The organism is Ruminiclostridium papyrosolvens DSM 2782 (assembly GCF_029318685.1).
Taxonomy (GTDB): Bacteria; Bacillota; Clostridia; order Acetivibrionales; family DSM-1351; genus Ruminiclostridium; species Ruminiclostridium papyrosolvens.
In genome coordinates this window covers 4,414,708-4,436,992 of sequence record NZ_CP119677.1, presented here as the reverse complement: position 1 = coordinate 4,436,992, position 22,285 = coordinate 4,414,708, and the positions used below count along the sequence as shown (strand labels likewise).

The 22,285-nt window shown below is 38.3% G+C and carries 16 protein-coding genes; 8 read left to right on the top strand and 8 right to left on the bottom strand.

Annotated elements, in window-relative coordinates; genetic code table 11:
- Window positions 1–78: 78 nt before the first annotated feature.
- Window positions 79–1,983 carry an ABC-F family ATP-binding cassette domain-containing protein gene (locus P0092_RS19575; protein WP_004621529.1) on the top strand — a complete coding sequence of 635 codons (1,905 nt, stop codon included), beginning with the start codon at window positions 79–81 and terminating at the stop codon, window positions 1,981–1,983.
- A 54-nt stretch (window positions 1,984–2,037) separates the two neighbouring features.
- Here the strand turns inward: P0092_RS19575 and csaB are convergent, their stop codons facing one another.
- The gene (csaB, locus tag P0092_RS19570; protein ID WP_004621531.1) at window positions 2,038–4,275 is read right to left on the bottom strand and encodes a polysaccharide pyruvyl transferase CsaB; all 2,238 of its coding nucleotides are present in this window, start codon (window positions 4,273–4,275) and stop codon (window positions 2,038–2,040) included.
- 239 nt (window positions 4,276–4,514) lie between these two features.
- Here csaB and P0092_RS19565 point away from each other — a divergent pair, with 239 nt between their 5' ends.
- On the top strand, window positions 4,515–5,153 hold the full coding sequence (locus P0092_RS19565) for a redox-sensing transcriptional repressor Rex (RefSeq protein ID WP_004621532.1): 639 nt from the start codon (window positions 4,515–4,517) through the stop codon (window positions 5,151–5,153).
- Window positions 5,154–5,203: 50 nt separating this feature from the next.
- On the opposite strand, the gene P0092_RS19560 is transcribed toward P0092_RS19565, so the two are convergent.
- Together P0092_RS19560 and aroF are read right to left on the bottom strand one after the other, a co-directional pair.
- Complete coding sequence (locus P0092_RS19560; RefSeq protein ID WP_004621535.1) at window positions 5,204–6,304, bottom strand: prephenate dehydrogenase; 1,101 nt, start codon at window positions 6,302–6,304, stop codon at window positions 5,204–5,206.
- A complete protein-coding gene (gene aroF / locus P0092_RS19555; protein ID WP_004621536.1) occupies window positions 6,294–7,319 on the bottom strand; it encodes a 3-deoxy-7-phosphoheptulonate synthase in 1,026 nt (341 codons plus the stop codon). The genes P0092_RS19560 and aroF overlap by 11 nt, the downstream gene beginning before the upstream one ends.
- A 411-nt stretch (window positions 7,320–7,730) precedes the next feature.
- Here aroF and fusA point away from each other — a divergent pair, with 411 nt between their 5' ends.
- The 5 genes from fusA (at window position 7,731) to ltrA (ending at window position 14,380) form a co-directional block, all read left to right on the top strand.
- A complete protein-coding gene (gene fusA, locus P0092_RS19550) occupies window positions 7,731–9,815 on the top strand; it encodes an elongation factor G (protein ID WP_004621539.1) in 2,085 nt (694 codons plus the stop codon).
- Window positions 9,816–9,962: 147 nt separating this feature from the next.
- Window positions 9,963–10,829, top strand: a complete 867-nt coding sequence (locus tag P0092_RS19545) for a hypothetical protein (protein ID WP_004621543.1) — start codon at window positions 9,963–9,965, stop codon at window positions 10,827–10,829.
- Between the two features lie 84 nt (window positions 10,830–10,913).
- Complete coding sequence (locus tag P0092_RS19540; RefSeq protein ID WP_004621546.1) at window positions 10,914–11,606, top strand: phosphatase PAP2 family protein; 693 nt, start codon at window positions 10,914–10,916, stop codon at window positions 11,604–11,606.
- A gap of 72 nt (window positions 11,607–11,678) precedes the next feature.
- Window positions 11,679–12,497 carry a glutamate 5-kinase gene (proB, locus tag P0092_RS19535; RefSeq protein WP_004621547.1) on the top strand — a complete coding sequence of 273 codons (819 nt, stop codon included), beginning with the start codon at window positions 11,679–11,681 and terminating at the stop codon, window positions 12,495–12,497.
- Between the two features lie 464 nt (window positions 12,498–12,961).
- Window positions 12,962–14,380 carry a group II intron reverse transcriptase/maturase gene (ltrA, locus tag P0092_RS19530; protein WP_004618377.1) on the top strand — a complete coding sequence of 473 codons (1,419 nt, stop codon included), beginning with the start codon at window positions 12,962–12,964 and terminating at the stop codon, window positions 14,378–14,380.
- Window positions 14,381–14,461: 81 nt separating this feature from the next.
- Here ltrA and P0092_RS19525 read toward each other — a convergent pair whose 3' ends face one another.
- On the bottom strand, window positions 14,462–17,035 hold the full coding sequence (locus P0092_RS19525; RefSeq protein WP_004622396.1) for a transglycosylase domain-containing protein: 2,574 nt from the start codon (window positions 17,033–17,035) through the stop codon (window positions 14,462–14,464).
- Window positions 17,036–17,270: 235 nt separating this feature from the next.
- The gene (locus tag P0092_RS19520; protein WP_004622397.1) at window positions 17,271–18,122 is read right to left on the bottom strand and encodes a M23 family metallopeptidase; all 852 of its coding nucleotides are present in this window, start codon (window positions 18,120–18,122) and stop codon (window positions 17,271–17,273) included.
- 228 nt (window positions 18,123–18,350) lie between these two features.
- Between P0092_RS19520 and P0092_RS19515 the strand changes: the two genes are divergently transcribed.
- Window positions 18,351–20,663 carry a methyl-accepting chemotaxis protein gene (locus P0092_RS19515; RefSeq protein WP_004622399.1) on the top strand — a complete coding sequence of 771 codons (2,313 nt, stop codon included), beginning with the start codon at window positions 18,351–18,353 and terminating at the stop codon, window positions 20,661–20,663.
- Window positions 20,664–20,842: 179 nt separating this feature from the next.
- Here the strand turns inward: P0092_RS19515 and P0092_RS19510 are convergent, their stop codons facing one another.
- The 3 genes from P0092_RS19510 to P0092_RS19500 form a co-directional block, all read right to left on the bottom strand.
- Window positions 20,843–21,202 (bottom strand): phage holin family protein, encoded by a 360-nt coding sequence (locus tag P0092_RS19510; protein WP_004622400.1) that lies wholly within the window; start codon window positions 21,200–21,202, stop codon window positions 20,843–20,845.
- 92 nt (window positions 21,203–21,294) lie between these two features.
- Window positions 21,295–21,732 (bottom strand): GerW family sporulation protein, encoded by a 438-nt coding sequence (locus P0092_RS19505; RefSeq protein WP_004622401.1) that lies wholly within the window; start codon window positions 21,730–21,732, stop codon window positions 21,295–21,297.
- Window positions 21,717–22,259, bottom strand: a complete 543-nt coding sequence (locus P0092_RS19500; RefSeq protein WP_004622404.1) for a hypothetical protein — start codon at window positions 22,257–22,259, stop codon at window positions 21,717–21,719. Before P0092_RS19500 ends, P0092_RS19505 begins: the two co-directional genes overlap by 16 nt.
- Between the last annotated feature and the right edge of the window lie 26 nt (window positions 22,260–22,285).

The window sequence follows — 22,285 nt, the reverse complement described above, 5'->3', positions numbered from 1 at the left end:
GACTATGCTTATGGTGCTATAGTTTGTTATAATAAATAAAACTCAGTAATACAAAATACTAGCAAATGGAGAACTACGGTGATAGTACTAAACTGTAATAATATTGATTTTTCATATGGTACAGAAACCATTTTAAATAATGTTTCCTTTAGTCTGCAGGAAAATGACAAGGTAGGGCTGGTTGGTGTCAACGGTGCCGGTAAGTCTACTCTGTTTAAGCTTATAATCGGTGAACTGCAGCAGGAAAACGGAGAAATATTTATTTCAAAAGATTTGAATGTAAGCTATTTAAAGCAGAACTCTGCTTTAAACTCAGATAATACATTATGGGATGAACTTCGTGATGTTTTTAGAGAGTTGGTTGAAATGGAAAAGTCAATCAACAGAGTTGAAAAAGAAATAAGTTCTGCTAAGGAGCAGGAAAAGCTGGAATCACTTATGAAGGAATACAGCCGCCTGACGGAACGTTTTTCATATCTTGGGGGCTTTGAATACAACAGCCGTATAAGGGGTGTGCTGCGAGGTCTTGGCTTTGAAGAACATGAGTTTGACTGTAAGATAAGTATTTTAAGTGGGGGTCAGAAAACAAGGCTTGCTTTGGCTAAGGTGCTTTTGGAGGAGCCGGATGTTCTTATGCTGGACGAACCTACAAACCATTTGGATATATCAGCAGTAGAGTGGCTGGAAGATTATCTTAAAAGCTATAAAAAGTGCCTTTTTATTATATCTCATGACCGCTATTTTCTGGATTCCGTAACCAGCCGGACAATTGAGATGGAGAATTGCACAAGCACAGTATATAATTGCAATTACTCAAACTACATTAAGCAAAAGGCAGTGAACCGTGAAATTCAGGAAAAGCACTATATACAGCAGCAAAAGGAAATAGCCCGTCAGGAAGCCTATATTGAGCAGCAGAGAAGGTGGAACAGGGAAAGAAACATAATTGCAGCAGAAAGCCGTCAGAAGGCACTGGACAGGATGGAAAAGGTAGAAAAGCCAAGCGATTTGCCATCTACTATCAGAATGAAATTCAGACAGACAATTACGAGTGGTAATGATGTTCTGGATGTAGAGGGTGTTTCAAAGTCATTTGACAGTAAGGAGCTTTTTACAAATATCAACTTTAAGGTCAAAAGAGCCGAAAGAGTATTTCTGTTAGGACCTAACGGGTGTGGAAAATCAACACTTTTAAAAATACTGTCAGGAAGGCTAAAGGCATCCTCGGGCAGGTACAGCTATGGGGCAAAGGTCAATCTTGGCTACTACGACCAGGAAATGTCTGACCTAGATGAAAACAATACTGTGTTAGATGAAGTGTGGAGTGTAGACCAGAAGCTTATTCAGTCAGAAGTCAGAACAGCATTGGGTGCATTCCTGTTCACAGGGGAAGATGTTTTCAAGAAGATATCTGTTTTAAGCGGCGGTGAAAAGAGCAGAGTTGCAATGCTCAAGTTAATTTTCTCGGATTCCAATTTTATAATCCTTGATGAGCCTACAAACCATCTGGATATAAATTCAAGGGAAATTTTAGAGGATGCCTTAAGTGACTATGAGGGAACTCTCTTGGTGGTTTCCCATGACAGATACTTTATAGATAAACTGGCAACAAGAATTATTGATATAGGGACAAATCCTGCAATAGACTGTTTAGGAAACTATACCTATTTTACCGAACATTACAAAAAGAATGTTGCTTCGGTACTAAAAGAGCAGCCTGTAATTTCAGAGGCAAAACAAAGTCACATGGCTACAAAAGAAGAACGCAGCAGGATACGTAAGTTGGAGAAACAGCTCTCTGACACTGAAAAGGCTATAGAGAAGACTGAAACCCGTCTAAAGGAGTTAGAAGAGGAGATGGTCAGATTTGCCACAGACCATGAAAAACTTTTGGAGTTGAATGAGGAACAGCAGCAGGCACAGCATAAGCTTGAAGAGTTGTACGAAGTGTGGTCTGAGGTTACAGAACAGCTTGAAACATAAAAACCATTAAAAAAACACGCAGCCAATTTGAACTGCGTGTTTTATAGTATCTTTTTATTCAGAAATTAATTCGATTGCATACAGAGAGTTTTCACGGGCCTTACATATCAGAATGTCTACGGAGTTTTCCAGAACAGCCTTAATGGGCTCACGATTCTGTATGACATTATCAATTTTTGAGCGCAAACGTTCAAAAGTGATTTCCTTAACATTTCCGGCAGAGGGTTGATTAATATACTCCAAAAATCCGTCAACCTTTGGCTGATAACTGATTCCCATAAATGGTACTTTCAAATAAGCCGAAAAAATTAAAGCATGAAGTCTCATGGACACCATGATGTCCATTTTATGTATTACGGAGAACGTTTCAATAACAGTGTGATTATTGCTTATAATATAGTTTTTTGTTTTCATTTTTGCAATTATGTTTTTTATCGTAAATATGTCAACATTGTATTCCATTGGGATGAATACAGGTTCCAGACCATATTTCTTAAAAACGTAATCAGCTGCTTCTGCAATGGCCTGTTCGTATTTCACATGCTGTTGTTCTTCCAAGCCGGGACATCTCCTTACTGAAAAGCCGGCGTATTTTTTATCAGGGGACAACCCCGAAAAATTATGGCTGTCATTTAAGTCCTCAGGGTTAATATTGACGGCAAATGCAGCATCGGCTGTCAAAGCAATCTTAGGCCCCGTAATACCCATTTTTTTAAGTTCGTTTAATGAAAATCTTTCTCTTACGGTAATCACATCAGCCATATTCAATATTTTACGGGAATGTTCCGTATTACCTGTTTTATTTATTGGGCCAATCCCATTTGCGTAAAACATTATTTTTAGTTTCAGTTTTTTTGCAAGCCATGCTGTTCCCAGATAGAACATCAGGGAGCGCGAACTGGTACTGTCCTGAATAATATTGCCTCCGCCGTATACGAAAAGCTTGGCTTTTTTCATTGATGAATACACCTTGAACATATTCTTCCTGTTAATGGCGCTTACCCCATAATTGCGAGCGGTTTCTACAGGATTCTTGGAAAGGGCAAGGATAGATATACCGGGCCTTTGTTCTTTGAAATTATCAACAATTGACCTGAGCATTGCATCATCACCAATATTACCAAAACCATAGTAACCTGACACGATTACATCGTATTTATTACCCTTGGACTTATTTAAAACATCATTTTGAATCTCAGTATAGATTTCAAGCTGAGTTTTACACATGGCATCCAAAGAGAAGTTCTTGTATGCCTTTTCATATATCCTTTTTCCGAATTCTAATCGTTTTTCATGGTCAATTGACAGCTCCAGAAGATTTTCAGCAAGGGTTTTATAATCAAGTGGTTCAAAAAGATAACCGTTTACCGAGGAATCTATTAGGTCCGGAATTCCTCCAACCCGGCTGCTGACAGTAGCCTTGGAAAAACAAGCGCCCTCCAGAATAGAATATGGAAAACCCTCACTTATGGAGGTGAGTACACTTATATCAATGATACTCATTAATTCATAGGGGTCATTAAGCCAACCCAAGAAGAATACATTATTCTCCAAACCCAGTTGATGGCAGCGGGCGGTAAGGGACTTATAATCTTCACCGTCTCCGCCTATAAGGAATTTTACCTTAGGATTTTTCTCTACAACCAGCTTGGCTGCTTCTAAAAGAGTACTTATGCCCTTAACAGGGGTCAATCTTGCTGCTATTCCTACTAGTATATCGTCTTTATCTAATTGGATTCCGTATTTTAAAGCAAATTCTTCTCTTGAATAGTCATTGAGCTTTTTATCAAAATCTATTCCGTTAAGAATTGTATATATTGAATTTGTGTCAAAGCCTCTGTCTATAAGCATTTTTCTGAAAGCAGAGGTAACGACAATATAGTAATCCAGACTGTGAAGCACCCATGAATTGAATAACCCTATAGAAAGCCTTTTAGGCAGACTTTGGAGATAATCAAGTTTATAGTCACTGTGCATTGTTGTTATTACCGGTATATGGCAGGCTTTTTTAATCGCGTAGGCAAAAATATTTGCCTTGGCACCATGTGAATGAATGATATCAAAGTTATTCTTTTTTACAAAATCTATTGCGTTGCGTATATCTGTAACTATATTAGAGGACTTTATAACTTTTACGTTTATTCCCATTGCACGGGCTTCATCTGCAAAGGCTCCAGGTCTTAAACTAAGAAGAGTAACATCAATATGGGAAGTAAGTTCCTTTACGAGTGACAGGACGTGTACTTTAGCGCCTCCAACATCCCCTCCGCCAATTAAGTGCAAAACCTTCATTAAAATTTCTCCTTTAAAAATCTTTTGTAAATGACACAAGTACTATTTTATCACAATTAACAGTGCGACACTAAACTATTTTCGATAATCAACAGGTATGTAACGAAGTATAACGCGTGAATAACATGGTAAAATAAATAAGGGGAAATGTAGTAACAGAGGGTTGAGCCTTGATATTGACAATAAAATAACAAAGATGATATAATACGAACACTAATAATTATGAGGTGAAGATTTTAATGGCTTCAAAGAAAATTTCAATGGCTGTAATAAAAAGACTTCCCCGTTATCATAGATACTTGAATTATTTACTTGAACTTGGTATTAAGAGAGTGTCTTCTAAAGAGCTAAGTGGCCGTATGGGAATAACTGCTTCCCAGATAAGACAAGATTTAAATTGCTTTGGCGGTTTCGGACAGCAGGGATATGGATATAATGTAGAGTCTTTATATAATGAGATAGGAAATATACTGGGTATTAACAAGACCTTTTATTGTATTATAATTGGTGCAGGAAATATGGGACAGGCATTATCCAATTATGAAAACTTTGTAAAAAGAGGCTTCAAAGTAATCGGAATTTTCGATGTCAATCCGGAAGTTATAGGGAAAAAACTCAAAAATTTTGAGGTTATGAATCTTGATTTACTTGAGGAGTTTATACTACATAACCCCGTTGACATTGCAATGCTTTGTGTTCCTTACAGGGAGACAGCAACCGTTGCTGACAGAGTTGCCAGATTGGGAGTAAAGGGATTGTGGAACTTCTCGCCTATGGATTTAAAAATTCCATATGATGTAATAGTGGAAAACGTGCACTTGAGTGACAGCCTTATGGTTCTTGGATATAAACTCAATGACAAGTTTGAAAGAGAATAATAAGAAAGCCGGCATTTTATACATGCCGGCTTTTGCGTGTTCTTAAAAGGCTAATCTTTTCTAAAAACCATGTAGGAAGAGGCTTCCAGTATTTCATAAGCTTTATCTGTATTTGCCTGATCAGACAGGGTGATTTTAAGGCAGCCCTGCTCATACTCACGGCTGTTGGATACATTTATATTTTTTATGTTTATTCCGCTATTACCAAGAAGAGTTGCTATTTTTCCAATAATTCCCGGCTCATCGGTAACATCTACAATCAACTCGAAGTTTTTTGGAAGCAGCCCGGTGGCAGTATTGGAAAAACCATCCCTGAAGGCTTTCGCATTATCAAAAAAACTGTATATTTCTTTGTTTTCACTTGATTTTATATTGTCTATCATACTGTCAACTATATGTTTAAAGTCCTCTAAAAGCTTTACAACAACAGGTCCGTTACTTATAACTACGTCCTTCCACATGGAAGGATTTGAAGATGCAATTCTGGTAATATCCTTGAATCCTCCTGCTGCAAGAAGCTTTATCAAGCCATGGCTGTTTTCATTGTTTTTAGCAAGAGACACCAACGCAGAAGCTATAATATGAGGTACATGGCTTATGCAGCCTGTAACTGTATCATGTTCCTTGGAGGAAACTACTATAGGAAGAGCTCCTATCTTTCTTAGGAGATTTTCCATTGTACTTATGGCATCTTCACTGGAACTCTTTGTAGGTGTCAAAACATAGTAGGCATTCTCAAACATGTGAGCTATTGAATTTACATAGCCTGATTTTTCCGTTCCGGCCATAGGGTGTCCTCCCACAAACAGGGGAGGGTTTTCAAGGCCATCAATGTAATTGAATAATTCTCCTTTGGTACTGGCTACATCAGTCAGAATGCTGCCTTTTTTTATTTTTGAGGATAATTCATTTACATATTCTATTGTTTTACTGACAGGAGTACAAATGAAAATGATATCGGAATTCCATATCTCTTCACAACAAATACTAAAACCCTTGTTCAAAACTCCTTCTTTTTCGGCCAAACCAATAGACTCGGTACAATTGTCAACTGCATATATTTTTAAATCCGTAAACTCGTGACTGAAGGCTTTGGCTAATGAACCGCCAATAAGCCCCAGGCCGATAATAGATATACTCTTAACATCCATGTTTAAACTCTCTCTCCAGAATTGGTGCAAGCTTACTTATATCTTCACAAAGTGAATCAAATTCAGTTGGCTTTAACTGTTGTGCTGCATCAGATAATGCACACATTGGGTTAGGGTGTACTTCAACTATAAGGCCGTCAGCACCTGCTGCAATAGCGGCTCTTGACAGAGGAATTACATATTTTGACTTTCCGGCAGCATGGCTGGGGTCAACTATTATGGGCAGATGGCTCATGTTTTTAACTACCGGAACTGCACTTAAATCAAGGGTGTTCCTTGTAGCTGTTTCAAAGGTTCTGATACCTCTTTCGCAAAGGACAACATTGTAATTGCCTTCACTCATTATATATTCGGCAGCATTAAGCCATTCGTCAATAGTGGTTGCAGAGCCTCTTTTCAGAAGTACCGGCTTCATAGATTTACCTATTTCCTTCAAAAGCTGGAAGTTCTGTACATTACGTGCGCCTACCTGAAACATATCAACATATGGTATGGACACCTCTACTGCCTTATCGCTGGTTACTTCTGTGATTATCTGCAAGCCTGTTGCATCCTTTGCTTCTTTGAGAAGCTTCAGACCTTCTTCTTCAAGACCCTGAAATGCATATGGAGAGGTTCTGGGCTTAAAAGCTCCTCCTCTTAGGAACTGGGCACCGGACCTTTTTACTGCCTGTGCTGCTTCTAGTATCTGTTCACGGCTTTCTACTGCACAAGGACCTGCCATGATAACCAATTCCTTACCGCCTATTTTCACACCATTTACATTGACAACACTGGGTTCAGGCTGAAATGTTTTTCCGGCCAGCTTGAAGGACTCCACTATTGGAACCAGTTTTTCAACCCCCGGCATAATTTCAAGAGGAATATCACGGAGAACCGTCTTATCACCGATTATACCGATAATAGTTCTCTCAGTACCCTGAGATACATGTACTCCCAATCCCGAATTTTTCAGAACGTTGATGACATCATCAATCTGCATTTGATTTGACTTTGGATTCATTACAATAATCATTAAAATTCAACACCTTTCTACCGTTTTACGTTAATAAAATAAAAAAACACCGTTCTACCATATCACAAGGGCCCTAAGCCCCTTTCGTATAACCAATCATATATACTGATTGTTATATTAACCTATATTATATAGCATCATTAGAAAATTATAAACAGCTATAAGCCACAAGATTTTAAAATTTTTATTATATAAAAAAGGTAATTTTGTACTGATATAGAATAGATAATAATAAATATAGTTTATATTAACCCTTTTATTCTGTTTCACTTTACTTTTTGTATTAAGGTTCTATACAAATGAGAACAAGCTGTAAAGCGTGTATGTATGACCCGGATAACGTTTTTCCCAAGGGAAACTCGGTTTATTATACAGGTGTGAAATAATTGTAAAAAATAAGGGGGAATGATTATGAAGGACTATTCCGTGCAAAAACTACGGAACATATGCCTCTTGGCACATGGTGGGGGAGGAAAAACTACTCTGGCAGAGGCTATGATGTTCAATACAGGTGTACTGGACAGATTTGGGAAAGTTGCTGACGGGACTACAACGTCTGACTATGATCCCGAAGAAATTAAAAGAAAAATATCTATAAGTACTTCTATGGCACCTTGTGAATGGGTGGATCATAAAATCAATGTAATTGACACTCCCGGATATTTTGACTTTGTAGGTGAAGTAATGCAGGGCATCCGTGCGGCAGAAGGCGCGGTAATAGTAGTTTCTGCAAAAAGTGGCGTTTCCGTGGGAACAGAGAAATCATGGGCTTACGCCAAAGAGTATGGAGCCGCCAGAATGTTCTTTATTAATAAAATGGACGAAGATAACGCCAATTTCTATGCTGCCTATGATAAAATGCTGAGTACTTTCGGCAACAGCGTAATACCATTACAGCTTCCAATCTATGAGGCTGATAAATATGTTGGCTTTGTAGATATAATCAATATGACTGCGAAAAAATTCCAGAAGGATAAAGTAACAGATACAGATATTCCTTCGGATTTAACAGATAGAATTTCTCAAATAAAAAACTCACTTAATGAATTAATTGCTGAAACTGACGAAGGGCTTATGGAAAAGTTTTTCGGTGAAGAAGAGTTTACGGCTGAAGAAATGCAAATAGGTATAAAGGCCGGTATAGCTGACGGAATAATAACTCCTGTATTTTGCGGGTCAGCTCACCATAATATGGGAGTTAAAGAGCTTATGGATGCAATCGTAGCTTTTATGCCGTCTCCCGAAGCTATAAAAGTAAAAGCCCAGAAAGTGGGAAAGGAGGAGTCTGTTGAGTTAAAGGCCGATGCCTCCGCACCTCTTGCTGCTCTGGTCTTCAAGACTATTGCGGACCCATTTGTAGGTAAGATTTCCATGTTCAGAGTTTATTCAGGAACTTTGAAGGCAGACTCTTCTGTTTTTAATTCTACAACAGAGAGGTCGGAAAAAATCGGTCAGATTTTCGTTATGAGAGGTAAAAAGCAAATTCCCACAGATAAGCTTATAGCAGGTGACATAGGTGGAGTTGCAAAACTGGCAGGAACCAATACCAACGACACTCTTTGCGAGCAGACTAATAAAGTCATACTGGAAAAGATAACTTTTCCTGACCCGGCTATTTCAATGGCGGTGGAGCCAAAAGCCAAAGGTGATGAAGAAAAAATCAGTTCTGGTTTACATAAGCTTCAGGACGAAGATCCTACATTTAAAGTCTCAGTTAATACGGAAACTCATCAAACCCTTATTTCAGGTGTAGGAGAACAGCACCTGGATGTTATTATCAGCAAACTTAAAGCTAAGTTCGGGGTATCGGTAAACCTTGTTAATCCCAAAATACCTTACAGGGAGACAATAAAGAAAAAAGTCAAGGTGGAAGGAAAACATAAGAAACAGTCCGGCGGACATGGTCAGTACGGACATGTATGGATAGAGTTTGAGCGTGGTGATACGGAAGACCTTGTTTTCCAGGAAAAAATATTCGGAGGTTCTGTTCCAAAATCTTATCATCCGGCTGTAGAGAAGGGGTTGAGAGAAGCCATTGTGCGCGGCGTGCTTGCAGGGTATCCTGTTGTAAATCTTAAAGCCACATTGGTTGACGGTTCTTATCATGATGTAGATTCTTCAGAAATGGCCTTTAAGATAGCTGCAAGACTGGCTTATAAAAAAGGTTTGCCCATGGCTTCACCAGTACTATTGGAGCCTATTGTACATGTAGAGATTTATGTGCCTGAAAAATATATGGGAGATATAATTGGCGATTTGAATAAAAGACGTGGAAGAATTCTTGGCATGAATCCAATGGATAACGGACAGCAGCAGGTTGAAGCAGAGGTTCCTCAGGCTGAAATGTTCAAGTATGCTACGGATTTGAGATCTATGACTCATGGCAGGGGCTACTTTAAGCTATGGTTTGAAAGATATGAGGAAGCTCCCGCTATCGTTGCGAACAAAGTCATTGAAGAGGCCAAAAAGAATATGGTTGCTGAAGATGATGAGTAATTAAACTTATGTAACTGAATTTATCAGGGCTGATTGTTAAGGGGAGTCCCAAAACATCAGCCCTTTTACTTTGAAAACTATTGACTCCAATCTGCTTGTAATATAAGGTAATTATGTTGGCCAAAACCAATTTATAAGGAGGATGCTATGAGTAACAATATTGTTTTAAGTAATGAGAGACTTTCCGTTGATATATCATATCCCGGAAAAGAATATAACGGCTCAAGATTTGACTGGTGTGGATTTATTACTCAGGTTACTTTGGATGGAAAACATACTTTTTGTGTGAAGGAATCTAATGAAGCGGGAAAAGGGTCGGGAGGCTGCGGACTTTGCGGAGAATTTGGAATACGTGAGCCTGTGGGCTTTGATGAAACTCCTGTGGGAGAATATTTTCCAAAGATTGGGGTAGGCCTTTTGAAGAGACCGGATACGGAGCCTTATGACTTTTTCAGAAAATATGAGGTTAAGCCCTTGGATTTTAAAGTAATTACCGATAATACTTGTGCTGATTTGTCGGTTGTGATGTCTATTCACAATGGTTATGGCTACATATATAGAAAAAGTATAAGCTTGTGTCAAAACAGGTTAAAAATAACCTATCTATTGGAGAACACCGGAGAAAAAATAATAAGTACTACGGAGTACTGCCACAATTTTATCGGAATAGATAATAACAGTATAGGAAGCAGTTATTCATTAAAACTTCCTTGTGATATACAGATGGAAAATGTCAGCGGAGAGCTTATTGTTAAAGATAGAGAACTTTCATGGCCTGACAGCTTCAACGGAGAATTTTACAGTCAGTTTAAGGATTTTGATTGCAACGGAAGCAGTTCATGGGAGTTATATGACAGTAAGTCAGGAGCAGGAGTAAAGGAAACAGACGATTTTGTTCCACAGAAATTTGCATTATGGGGCTCAAAACATGTTGCAAGTCCTGAAGCCTTTGTTAATGTCCATATTGAGCCGGGTGAAAAGCAGGCATGGTCAAGGGAATACGAGTTCCTATAAATTTCCTGATAAAAAAGTAAACAATTTTTCAAAATTCGAGTATAATTAGTTGTTATATAGAATATTCTTATGGAGAAAAATTTTATGACTAATAATTTTTTAAATCGAGACAATCTGGTAGTGTATTTTCGAAGGGTACTGTTTATGCTATTAATACCAATGGCACAGTGCGTGTATTTCTTGTTGAATGTTACTACTAAGGGCGCTCACGATGTAACTACTTTTCTTGATAGTCTGATACCATTTAATGAATGGTTTATAATACCATATGTATTCTGGTATTTGTATATCTTTGGTATTCTGCTGGTTTTGGCATACTGTAATGAGAAAATTTATTACAAACTATTATTCAGTATATTAATTGGTATGTTTGTTTGTTTTGCAATTTATTATATCTACCCGACAACGGTTCCACGCCCTGAGGTAGTACCGGACAACCTTTTAAAAAAGGCAGTACTGATTATTTACGGCAAGGACAGGCCGGTTAATTGTTTCCCGAGCATCCATATGCTTGATACTATTTTGCTTACAATGTTTACATTGAAATACGGCAAGGGGCTGCTTATGAGGTTTTCGTCAGTAGCAATGTGCATTCTCATATACATGTCTACATGGTTTACTAAGCAGCATAGTGTTCTTGATGCAGTTGCATCAACGGTTTTGGGGACAATACTGTTTTTGATTTTTGAGAACCAGTATGTATATGGCAAGCTTGAAAGCATTCTAAGCTCTTTCGTATTGAGAAATAAAAGTGTATCGTATCAGGAAGAAGCATAGTGGAAAATCTCACGGATTTATTATATAATCTTTAAGGTGTTGCGATTTTTGGTATAAGGGGTATTGATAAAAATGTGTTTCAAAAGACAGAAACTTCAAGATGCACAAAGGATTGTCATTAAAGTGGGTACTTCTACTTTGACATATGAGACCGGGAAAATTAATTTTACTTGTATAGATAAGCTGGCAAGAATTATTTCAGATTTATCAAATCAGGGTAAAGAGGTAGTACTGGTAACTTCAGGAGCTATCGGGGTAGGCGTTGATAAACTTAAATTGCCTGAAAGGCCCAGAACAATTAGGGAAAAGCAGGCAGTTGCAGCAGTAGGTCAATGTGAACTCATGCATATGTACAGCAAATTTTTTTCAGAGTATGGACACATTGTTGGTCAAATTCTATTGACAAGAGACATTATGAGCGATGATAAATGCCGTAAAAATGTTGTTAATACATTTGAAACTCTTTTAGAAAAGGGAATTGTACCTATAGTAAATGAGAATGACTCTGTTTCTACAGTTGAGCTTAAAGTAGGTCAGAAGGATACCTTTAGCGAAAACGATACACTGTCAGCTATTGTGGCAAAGCTTATAGAGGCAGATTTACTCATAATTTTATCGGACATAGATGGCTTCTATGATTCAGACCCCAGAAAAAATCCTGATTCCAAGATGTTATCCGTTATAGATAAGATTACTACTGAGATTGAGGAGTGTGCTGAAGGTGCGGGAACTAAACGAGGCACCGGAGGAATGGTAACAAAGTTAAGTGCTGCAAAGATAGCCACAGGCGCAGGGGTAGATGTGGTGCTCACAAACGGTAGTCACCCTGAAACTATTCTTGACATATTAAGCGGAGAACAGGTTGGTACACTGTTTATTGGATTAAAATAGTCTTTTAGTTAAATAAAAAACGGCTTTTGCATTATTCCTGCAAAAGCCGTTTTTCTATGTGCGCCCAGTATGGGCGCAATCTAACGGGTGAAAGTCCCGAGTGCGGGCTAGTAGTGCCAAGCACATAGCCAAGAGCAAGGGTGTCCTTGGTGACGAGGAATCTGAAGAAAGCTGGAGGCAAACTTCTGGTCTGACGAACAGAAATCACATCAGGCATATTTAGGTCGGGTAAGGCTGCATAACAAGCCGAAGCCCAATAACTACTCGGAGCCTATGGTGTATATGTGGCAGGTAGATGGAAGGAAAGATTGCGCTCTTACCTGGGGAGGTCTCACGGACATGCAGAAACATAAAGTATGAAGCATGATTGAAATAAGATTTATCGTGAGAAGTCAGCCGAGGTCGTAGTACCAGATGAAGTCGACGCCATTTGGGAAGGACTGAACTTTAGGAGGTGAAAGTAAATGAATGTTACCAGAAGTGAATATAAGGACAGACAACCACAAAATAAGGGCTATCTGCAAAAGGTATCTGCGGAACAGAAAGAGTATGCAGAAGCGTCCGCTCACAAGAGGATAACTGAAAACAACATCACCAATACATACCTGTCGACAGATGATTTATTGAAAAAGATATTGGGCAAAGACAATTTAAATGCGGCATTCAAGAAAGTAAAATCCAATAAAGGTGCTGGAGGAATTGATGAAATGGAGGTAGATGAACTTCTGCCGTATCTCAGAGAAAACCGAGAGCAGCTAATTCAAACAATCAGGGATGGCAAATACCATCCTAATCCGGTAAGAAGGGTAGAAATACCAAAAGAAGAGAAAGGAAAAGTGAGAAAGTTGGGTATACCCACTGTTGTTGACCGAGTAATCCAACAGGCAATTTCGCAAATACTTTCACCGATATTTGAAACACAGTTTTCAGAGTACAGCTATGGCTTTAGACCGAAAAGGAGTGCGCATGATGCAATAAACCAATGCCAGAGGAATGTGAACGAGGGGTACAAATATGTCGTAGATATGGACTTGGAGAAATTCTTTGACACAGTGAGCCAAAGCAAGCTGATAGAAGTACTATCAAGAACCATAAAAGATGGCAGAGTAATATCACTTATTCATAAATATCTGAGGGCAGGAGTTGTTGTAAGGCATAAATTTGAGGAAACAGAAGTCGGCGTACCTCAAGGAGGACCACTAAGTCCGCTGCTCAGTAACATAATGCTGAATGAACTGGATAAGGAACTGACCGCGAGAGGACATAAATTTGTCCGCTATGCAGATGATAGTATGATATTCTGCAAAAGCAGGAAAAGCGCAGAAAGAACCCTGAATAACATCATACCGTTTATCGAAGGAAAACTTTTTCTGAAAGTAAACAGAGATAAGACAACGGTTGCACGCTACAAAGAGGTGAAATTTTTAGGATTTGCTTTTTATTGGAGCAAAGGGGAATACAGAGTCAGAATACACCCAAAATCAATCAGCAAGATGAAGCACAAAATAAGAGGACTCACAAGTCGCTCAAACGGCTGGGGAAATGAACTCAGGGCGAATAAACTAAAACAGTATATTCAAGGCTGGATAAATTATTTCAGAAAAGCCGATATGAAAGGCTTGATGAATCAGACAGATGAGTGGATGAGAAGAAGGATAAGGATGGTATACTGGAAACAGTGGAAGAAAATCAAGACAAGAATTAAAATGCTCATGCACTTCGGAATTGAAAAGCAGAAAGCATATGAGTTTGCGAATACAAGAAAAGGCTACTGGAGGATTTCCTGTAGCCCTATACTTAGCCGAACTCTTAATAATGATACTCTAAAGAAATTAGGGTACATCTTCTTTTCGGATTACTATAAACAAGTACGTGTAAACTAGAGAACCGCCGTATACCGAACGGTACGTACGGTGGTGTGGAAGGTCGGTAGCTGAAATAATCAGCTACCTCCTATCCGATGTTTATGGAATTATATCATCAAGGTTACCGCCGCTATTTGAGCTGTCAGACGGAGTACCTCCGCTGTTAGTCGGCTTGCTTGGTGAGCCGTTATTCCCGTTTTGTGTGTTACCGGAACTGCTATTACCTGTATTCTGAGAAGGAGTTGCCGGATTATTCGGTGGAATTACGTTAGTTGCTCCCTTTCCATGTTTTGTACAGTATTCTTCTTCCGATAACTGATATATCCAGTCCTTGATAGTCAACGACAAGGAGCCTTTCAGCGGACTTTTCGGCAAATATGGAACAGGTCTCTTTATAAATACCTTTTCCTTTACCAAGCTTGGCGGACAGAAGGGATTTGCCAACAGTGGACGTCCGTAAATATCCTTTGAACTTGTATCTACCTTAGCAAGTACGTGTACATTACATGTGTCAGTTGGCTCAGTACCTTTTGCAAAATACTCTGTTTTTATTGCATTACCACGTGGGTCGCCACTGCAATATGGACCTACAAGCTTGCCGGAATAAATGCATATAGTTTTCTTTACCAATCCCTGAGGCTGAGAGAAGTCTTTTGGCTCAAGTTTTGCATGTGCTCTGTTCATTACCTTGTTCCAAAGATTCAATGCCTGATAAACTTCTTGACCCTTCAGAGTCTTATTGTAATTGTAGCCATACCAGGTAGCACCCACATAGTACGGAGAATATCCAACAAACCATTTATCGTAGGTATCGTTGGTTGTACCTGTTTTACCTGCGGTAGGTATTACCTTGCCTGAGGAATTTTTTACTGTTCCCAAGCTTCCACGTCCCAAACCTCCTGATATAGAAGCAGTACCGTTTGTTACAACGTCTCTCATCATGCTTGTCATAAGGAATGCAGTTGTTTCTTTGTAAGCTATATTTCTCTTCTGGTCTGTTTTCTTATCCAAAATCACATTGCCTTTATCATCTGTTACTTTCGTATAGGATATGGGTTCCAGATAAACTCCCTTGTTGTCAAAGGGAACATATGCAGAAGCCATAATCAAGGGATTAACTCCTTCATTCAAGCCACCGAGGGCCATTGAAACATAGCCTTCTTTAGACCTGTCTATATTAACCTTTTTCAGATAGTTTATAGAATTTTGAGCTCCCAACAGATTCATCCACACCTGAGCTGCCACAACGTTCTGTGACTTTTGTATAGCTCTCCTGATTGTGAGAAGTCCCTCATATACGCCTGTTTCCGCATTTCTTGGATACGGGGTAGTGGGATGTTCTTTATCAAGGTATACAGGTACGTCATCTATTACAGTAGCAGGTGTTATAATACCAAGGTCTATTGCAGGTCCGTAAACTGCTATAGGCTTGAAACTTGAACCAGGCTGTCTCTTCATATCCGTAGCCCTGTTTAGGGTGAAATTAGCTTTTTTCTCGCCATATGCACCGTACATACCACGAATTTGTCCTGTAGTCGGGTCCATAACAAGCATTGCTGCCTGTGCCTGCATGTCAGGATTGCTAATTTTTTCATTGGCAGTGAAGTTCTTAGGATTTGTAAACTCCTCGTTCATTATTTTCTGAAGGTTGCTGTCCTGAGTTGTGTAAATCTTCAAACCGCCGTTGTACAACTTTATGGTAGCGTTATTGCTGGATAAATTGTATTTCTTCATCAAGTCATTTTTAACTTGGGTCAGTACATAGTCCTCAAAATAGCTCTGTACATTATTAGACTTTTTGGCACCTTCACTTGTGCCTTTATAGACTTTTAATGGCTCGGCTACTGCTTCATCATGCTCGTTCTGAGTAATATATTTTTGCCTTAGCATTTCATCAAGGATGATTTTCTGACGTTCTTTGTTTGCAGCCTTTGATTTTTCACTTAATGTAGGATCATATGTTCCCGGAGATTTTGTAACACCTGCAATGCTGGCACATTCAGCAAGAGAAAGATCTTTTATATCTTTATTGAAGAATTTCTTTGCTGCTGCCTGTACACCCCAGCAGCCCAACCCGGTGTTAATTCTGTTCATATAATTGTCAAGAATCTGATCCTTTGACATCTTTTTTTCCAAATCAATTGCCTGCCAGGCTTCCTGAACTTTTCTTTTAACTGTAGAATCAGTGTTTCCGGTTATATTCTTAACCAACTGCTGAGTAATGGTACTTCCGCCGTAGTCAGCATTACCGAATTTAAGAATATAGCTTAGTGCAGCACCTACAAAACGCTTTTTGTCAACACCGGAATGCTTTTTGAATCTGGAATCTTCTATTGCAATAAATGCATGTCTCATATTATCGGGTATTTCAGAATGTTCGGCAAGTATTCGGTTTTCACCGCCTTTGACCTGAGTCATCTCCTTGCCATCCTTGTCATATATGAAAGTTACTTTCGTCATTTCAAGCTGATCCGGCGTAATCGGCGATGCAGTCTTTATGTATCCGAGAACGGCCCCGCCTAATACACCACCAACAACACACCCTAAAGATATGAGGATAACAAACACTGTTTTTATAACTGCAAGGGTAAATTTAGAAGCTGGAGACGAAGGGGTCTTCTTCTTCTTTTTTTGCTTATCCGTCCCTGATGCAGCCTTTTCATTAGCTTTCATAATATCCTCCTTAAATTAATACATTTTGCTCACAATATTATATCATAAAACGTTTTTTAGTACATATTATTTAAATGTTACGAAAATGCCCGAAATAAAGGGACAAAACTATACTAATGGCTTAACTTTCCCATAAAGATAGCCGTCCCTTGATTCAATGGAAATTTTCCTTTTATAAGGATATTAGTAAATTTTAAAGGGATAAATACAATATTTCCCGTATTGCCTGAAAGTATTACTGTGTTGGAGGTTTAAATTCAACATATTTAACCGGGTCTACTGCGGTATCGGCTATTCTTATTTCAAAATGCAGATGAGGGCCGGTACTTCTGCCTGTACTCCCCACCAGTGCTATTTTTTGACCCTTTTTAACAATTTGACCGGCTTTGACAAGGAGTTTTGATGAATGACCGTATACTGTTTTAAAACCGTTACCGTGGTCTACTATAACGTGATTCCCATAGCCGCCGGAGAGTCCTGCATATATTACCTTTCCGGAAGCAGCTGCCATTATGGGGTCTCCTGTTTGTGCATCAATATCTACGCCCTTATGAACCTTTCTTGTGTGCGTAATGGGATGGTTTCTCATCCCGAAAGGGGAAGTGATTTTACCCTTAGCGGGAATAAATGTAGGCAGCGCGTCAACAAATTCCTCCAGCTCATTGTTTGATTTTTCAAGTTCCAATCTAAGGTCATTGTTGTTGTTAAAAGCCATATCCATGTTTTTTACAAGGGTGTTGAGCTTAATAATATCTTCTATTGTGTGATTTGCAATATTAACGGATGTACCTCTGCTGGACTTTTTTACATAGCTGCCTGATATTTTGGTATACGTTTTTGCAAATTCGCTTAATCTTGTTTTACAGTTTGTCTGGTCTGATTGGAGAATCCTTATCAATTCCATGTTTGCTTCTTGTACTTTATTTTGCTCCGTCAGGGTTCTGGACATATTTTGGACTTGTTCGCCCAAAACATTGTTGGTTTTCTCCAAACGGGCAGATTTGGCATTAAGTAAGTAAATTACCGATAATAATAAAAGAAGCAGTATAATTACCAAACACCATGCGGGTTTAAAAAAATTTTTCATTTGAACCACCATTCTATAAATATATGTATTAGAATTATTTCCAATTTTGATACGAAAATAACCTGTTTCTGCTACTTATACAGATTAAAGATATGCTTTTCTATAATATTTTTTCTAAGTCAAGAAAAAAATGGCGAAAAAGGTAGTTGAGTTGAAGGATTTTTTTGCTAAAATGTAGAACTCTTTTATATTCGGCTATTTTCACTGGAAAGTTGGAGGTTGTTATATATGAAAAATATTAAAAGCACAATTATCGGAGCATTTTGCATTGTTATTGCAATCTCGTTAATCTCATCTGCTATTTCTTTCTTTGGATATAGAAAAGTAATTAGTTCCGTTAATAATATAGAAGCTAATAAGTCAAATCAGGATGCAGTACAGGATTTAAACCGGTTGTCTGCTCAAAGACAGCAGGTTTTAACGGATATTGTAAATTCATTCAGTGACGACAGCCAAACTTTTACAGACATAGGAAACAAGATGGACTCAGAGTTAAAGAATTTAAAGGGGGCTAAAATAAGTTCTGAGGACAAAAAGACTGTTGAGAAACTGGATAGTATCAACAAAGAATATAAGAGTTTATTTAATGATAAAATCAGTCCTGATATCAAAACTTTTGAAAACAGAGGCATTGATGCTTTTTTAAAGGGTGTTCAGGATAATTTTAATGAAATGCAAAACATTATAAATGAACTTAAAAACACAACGGGAAGTCCAATTGAGGACAGGTCGGCAAGGCTTATGGATGATATTACGGAGTTGAACAGAATAATCGGTCTGGTTGATTCGGATTCAGGATATATTGATAATCAGTTTACGGAGATAAAAAAGCTTTTGGCTGATATTCTGACGTATTTAAACACATCAGGAAGCAATGAATCAATCCTTCAGGATAATAATTTTAGTGCAAAGGTTGAAGATCTTGAACAGAGAATTTCAGCAGCCGCTGCAGCCAGCCAGAATATTCTTGGCAATGCCAGAGCAACTCAAGGCTTTGACAGGGTCTGGAATATGAAAAAAATTGCCAGAGATTTACATACCTATAGTGAGATTGCGGATACAGCCATACTAATAAACAGAAACAATGCAATTTTGTTGTATTCTGCTTCAGGCGATAAAAATTCAACAGCTGAATTTAAAAAGAATAAAACTAGTATTGAAATAAAATTAGCAGAGCTTTTGAAAAATGGTCTTGCTGAACAAAAAATCAAAAAGCTTACTGCTTTAAATAACTCCATAGACGGTACTGCTCAGGAGATATTTAAAAGAGCTGCAATTCTTGAGAATGGAGGTGTCTCAGAAGGGTATAAGAGTATGTCTGAGCTTAATAAAGCTTTTCTCGATAATTCTGATAAGCTCAGAGCTTCTTTTAACAACTATTTTTCTGATGATATAAAGTCTTCTGAAAAAATTAAGCACGCCATATTCTGGATATTTATTGCTATTACGCTGTTTTCAATAATTGTGGGGATGTTGATTGCATTACTTTTATCCAACAGGATTGTTAAGCCTATTCATTATCTTTCAAATATCCTTTCAAAGGTTGAAAAGGGAGACTTGACCGTTAGGGCTGAAATGGCAGCATCTAATGATATAGGTAAATTGGGTAAGCAGGTCAACAATGTTATTGACGGACAACAGAAGATGGTTGAACAGTTTAAGGATACAGGAAGTGAAATAAGTACTTTGAAGCAGAGAGTTAAGACTCTCGTTGACCAAAACAGAACGACTATGGAGAAAATTTCAGCAACAAAGACTGCTGACAGGGAAGGGTTTGTACTGGATACTGAAAGTATAATCTCAGGTGTAAAAACCGTAACCGAACAGGCGCAAAAGGCAGTAGGGGATAGTGTGAGGGCGGTGGAAACAGCCAAGCTGAAAGAAAAGACGGTTGAAGAGGCCGAAATATTTATATCCTCAGTTAATGAAACTGTTCGCTCTATTGCAACATCTATTGAAAACCTTGAATCCTCCTCCGGAAGAATTGGGGAGATTACCAATACTATTACTCAAATTGCTTCACAGACTAATCTGCTGGCATTGAATGCCGCAATTGAAGCCAATAGGGCGGGTGAACAGGGAAAGGGTTTTGCGGTTGTTGCGGATGAAATAAGAAAGCTTTCTAATCTGAGCAATAATTCGGCAGCTGAAATAAAAGAGCAAATCAAAGAAATACAGGCAAGTATTAACACCGCTGTTAACAAAATGAATTCCGGGTTGCTGGGAGTTGAAGATGGTGCAGCCAGAATAAATGAAGTCAAGAAAGGTATTGGAGAAATAATTCAATCTATCAGCAATGTTTCAGATACTGTTAAAGCATCTGCTGACAAAGCGCATACTCATTATCAGACAGCCAGAGAATTTGTTGATGCCGTAGATAAAATTGCATGGGGAGCTTCTGGAAATTCCAGGGATTATCAGGATTTTGATACTATTATTCAGATACAGGTAAAAACTCTTAATGATTTGGATGAGATATCTATGCTATTACAAGACGCATCTTCAGACCTTTTCAAGATTTCTGAAAGTGCTAAGGCGTAGGAAATGTATGGAAAATAAAGGTATAAACTGTATATAATATGGAATAATCTATATAACGGCATACTGATTCAATAATAATCTTATCTTTCCCTTGTAAGAGGGATTTTTTTTTATTAGGAGCGGCCTTGTTAAACAAGCCGCTCCTAAACGTCAGTTTTGCAGATATTCCTCCATGGTACCTACATACCACGTCCGGGAATAATTGCATCGACTACACCATATACCAGTGCAGCAATAACAGCAGCTAGGAGTGATATATTATATCCCGGTACTATAAACTTAATAACATAAATGATAACGGCTGCCAGTATAAAGCCTGAAATTCCACGGCCGAAAGGAGTTGCGTTTACACCTGTTACCTTGCTTACTGCCCAGTCCAGTACTGCCAATACTACTGCTGCAAGCAATAATGAAAACCATGATGAAATCAAAAAACCCGGTGTTATAAATGCTGTAATTGCCAAAATGACAGCCCCGATTACTATACGCAATAGAAGATGTCCCAGGCCAAAACCTTGTCTGTTTTCTACTTTATCCATGGTATATTGTCCTTTCATGTTAAAAGATATTACTTGCTATAATAGTGTTACACGTTTATTCGGTACATATTCAGTAAAATTTTGGTCTTTGATTATTGCTGACTTTGACCGCTTTGGGACTGCTGCCCCTGTTGCTGTTGCTGTTTTCCCATGGAACCTATGCCTGAGATTATCTGCGGCATTTTGTCCATAAGCTGGCTTGTGGCAGTAGGGCCAACTTGAAGCATTGAAACGTTGTCCTTATCTACTATGATTACTGCATCTGTACAAAGTTTAGCTCCCAGTCCCAAGGCTCCTCCAGCCATATTGTTTGCCATACCGGAGGTAGTTCCGCCTGCTTGCTCTTTTGTACTGGTACCATGGTTTTTGCTGGCTGTATTACCTGTTCCATAGCCAAGAGTTACTGAAACTACAGGAATAAAGGTTTTATCCCCATGTGTAACAGGCTTTCCTATTAAGCCTTCATTCTGAGTAAAGTCTTCAAGGTTTGAAAATAATGCGGTTACATTCTGATTCATGTTTGTATCCATTGCAAATCCCTCCTGTAAAGTCGTTGTATTTGTAATATTCTCATAATTGCCGAACCCATGTATATTTTGGCTGAAGCATTTAAATATACATAATCTTTATCTGCAAGAAAGTCCGGTTGGTTTTCAAAAGTATTTATATTGATTAATTGCGAAACCATATTTACAGCTCCGCAAGTAATACCTGTGTCAAAGGGATTATTAAACCCATAACGGGTACTGACTTGTATGTCCTCAGGCTCTATAGCTCCAAGATATTCCAGACTGTGGCCTTTACTAATGTTTTTATTTAGCTTTTTCTTTATGAAATGCTTTCCAAAAACATGGATATTTAATACCGGAGTGCTGTTTTCCAATGTAACCCGTGCCATTATAAATGGATGAAGCCATAAAGCTGTTGCTTGTATTATTGAATTATCAGTATCCAATACAAAATCGGTCTTTAACGGTACAATAAACAGTAATATAATTAAAATTGCCAATATTGCAATAATTGCTGAAACTATAAGAGAGACGATAATTAATACCAATTTTAAATGACCTCCATATAAAGTTT

Excerpts from the sequence above, each read along its gene's own strand:
- csaB (WP_004621531.1), bottom strand. The coding sequence starts at position 4,275 with ATGAAGGTTTTGCACTTAATTGGCGGAGGGGATGTTGGAGGCGCTAAA.
- P0092_RS19565 (WP_004621532.1), top strand. The coding sequence starts at position 4,515 with ATGGCTTCAAAGAAAATTTCAATGGCTGTAATAAAAAGACTTCCCCGT.
- P0092_RS19560 (WP_004621535.1), bottom strand. The coding sequence starts at position 6,304 with ATGGATGTTAAGAGTATATCTATTATCGGCCTGGGGCTTATTGGCGGT.
- aroF (WP_004621536.1), bottom strand. The coding sequence starts at position 7,319 with ATGATTATTGTAATGAATCCAAAGTCAAATCAAATGCAGATTGATGAT.
- fusA (WP_004621539.1), top strand. The coding sequence starts at position 7,731 with ATGAAGGACTATTCCGTGCAAAAACTACGGAACATATGCCTCTTGGCA.
- P0092_RS19545 (WP_004621543.1), top strand. The coding sequence starts at position 9,963 with ATGAGTAACAATATTGTTTTAAGTAATGAGAGACTTTCCGTTGATATA.
- P0092_RS19540 (WP_004621546.1), top strand. The coding sequence starts at position 10,914 with ATGACTAATAATTTTTTAAATCGAGACAATCTGGTAGTGTATTTTCGA.
- proB (WP_004621547.1), top strand. The coding sequence starts at position 11,679 with ATGTGTTTCAAAAGACAGAAACTTCAAGATGCACAAAGGATTGTCATT.
- ltrA (WP_004618377.1), top strand. The coding sequence starts at position 12,962 with ATGAATGTTACCAGAAGTGAATATAAGGACAGACAACCACAAAATAAG.
- P0092_RS19525 (WP_004622396.1), bottom strand. The coding sequence starts at position 17,035 with ATGAAAGCTAATGAAAAGGCTGCATCAGGGACGGATAAGCAAAAAAAG.
- P0092_RS19520 (WP_004622397.1), bottom strand. The coding sequence starts at position 18,122 with ATGAAAAATTTTTTTAAACCCGCATGGTGTTTGGTAATTATACTGCTT.
- P0092_RS19515 (WP_004622399.1), top strand. The coding sequence starts at position 18,351 with ATGAAAAATATTAAAAGCACAATTATCGGAGCATTTTGCATTGTTATT.
- P0092_RS19510 (WP_004622400.1), bottom strand. The coding sequence starts at position 21,202 with ATGGATAAAGTAGAAAACAGACAAGGTTTTGGCCTGGGACATCTTCTA.
- P0092_RS19505 (WP_004622401.1), bottom strand. The coding sequence starts at position 21,732 with ATGGATACAAACATGAATCAGAATGTAACCGCATTATTTTCAAACCTT.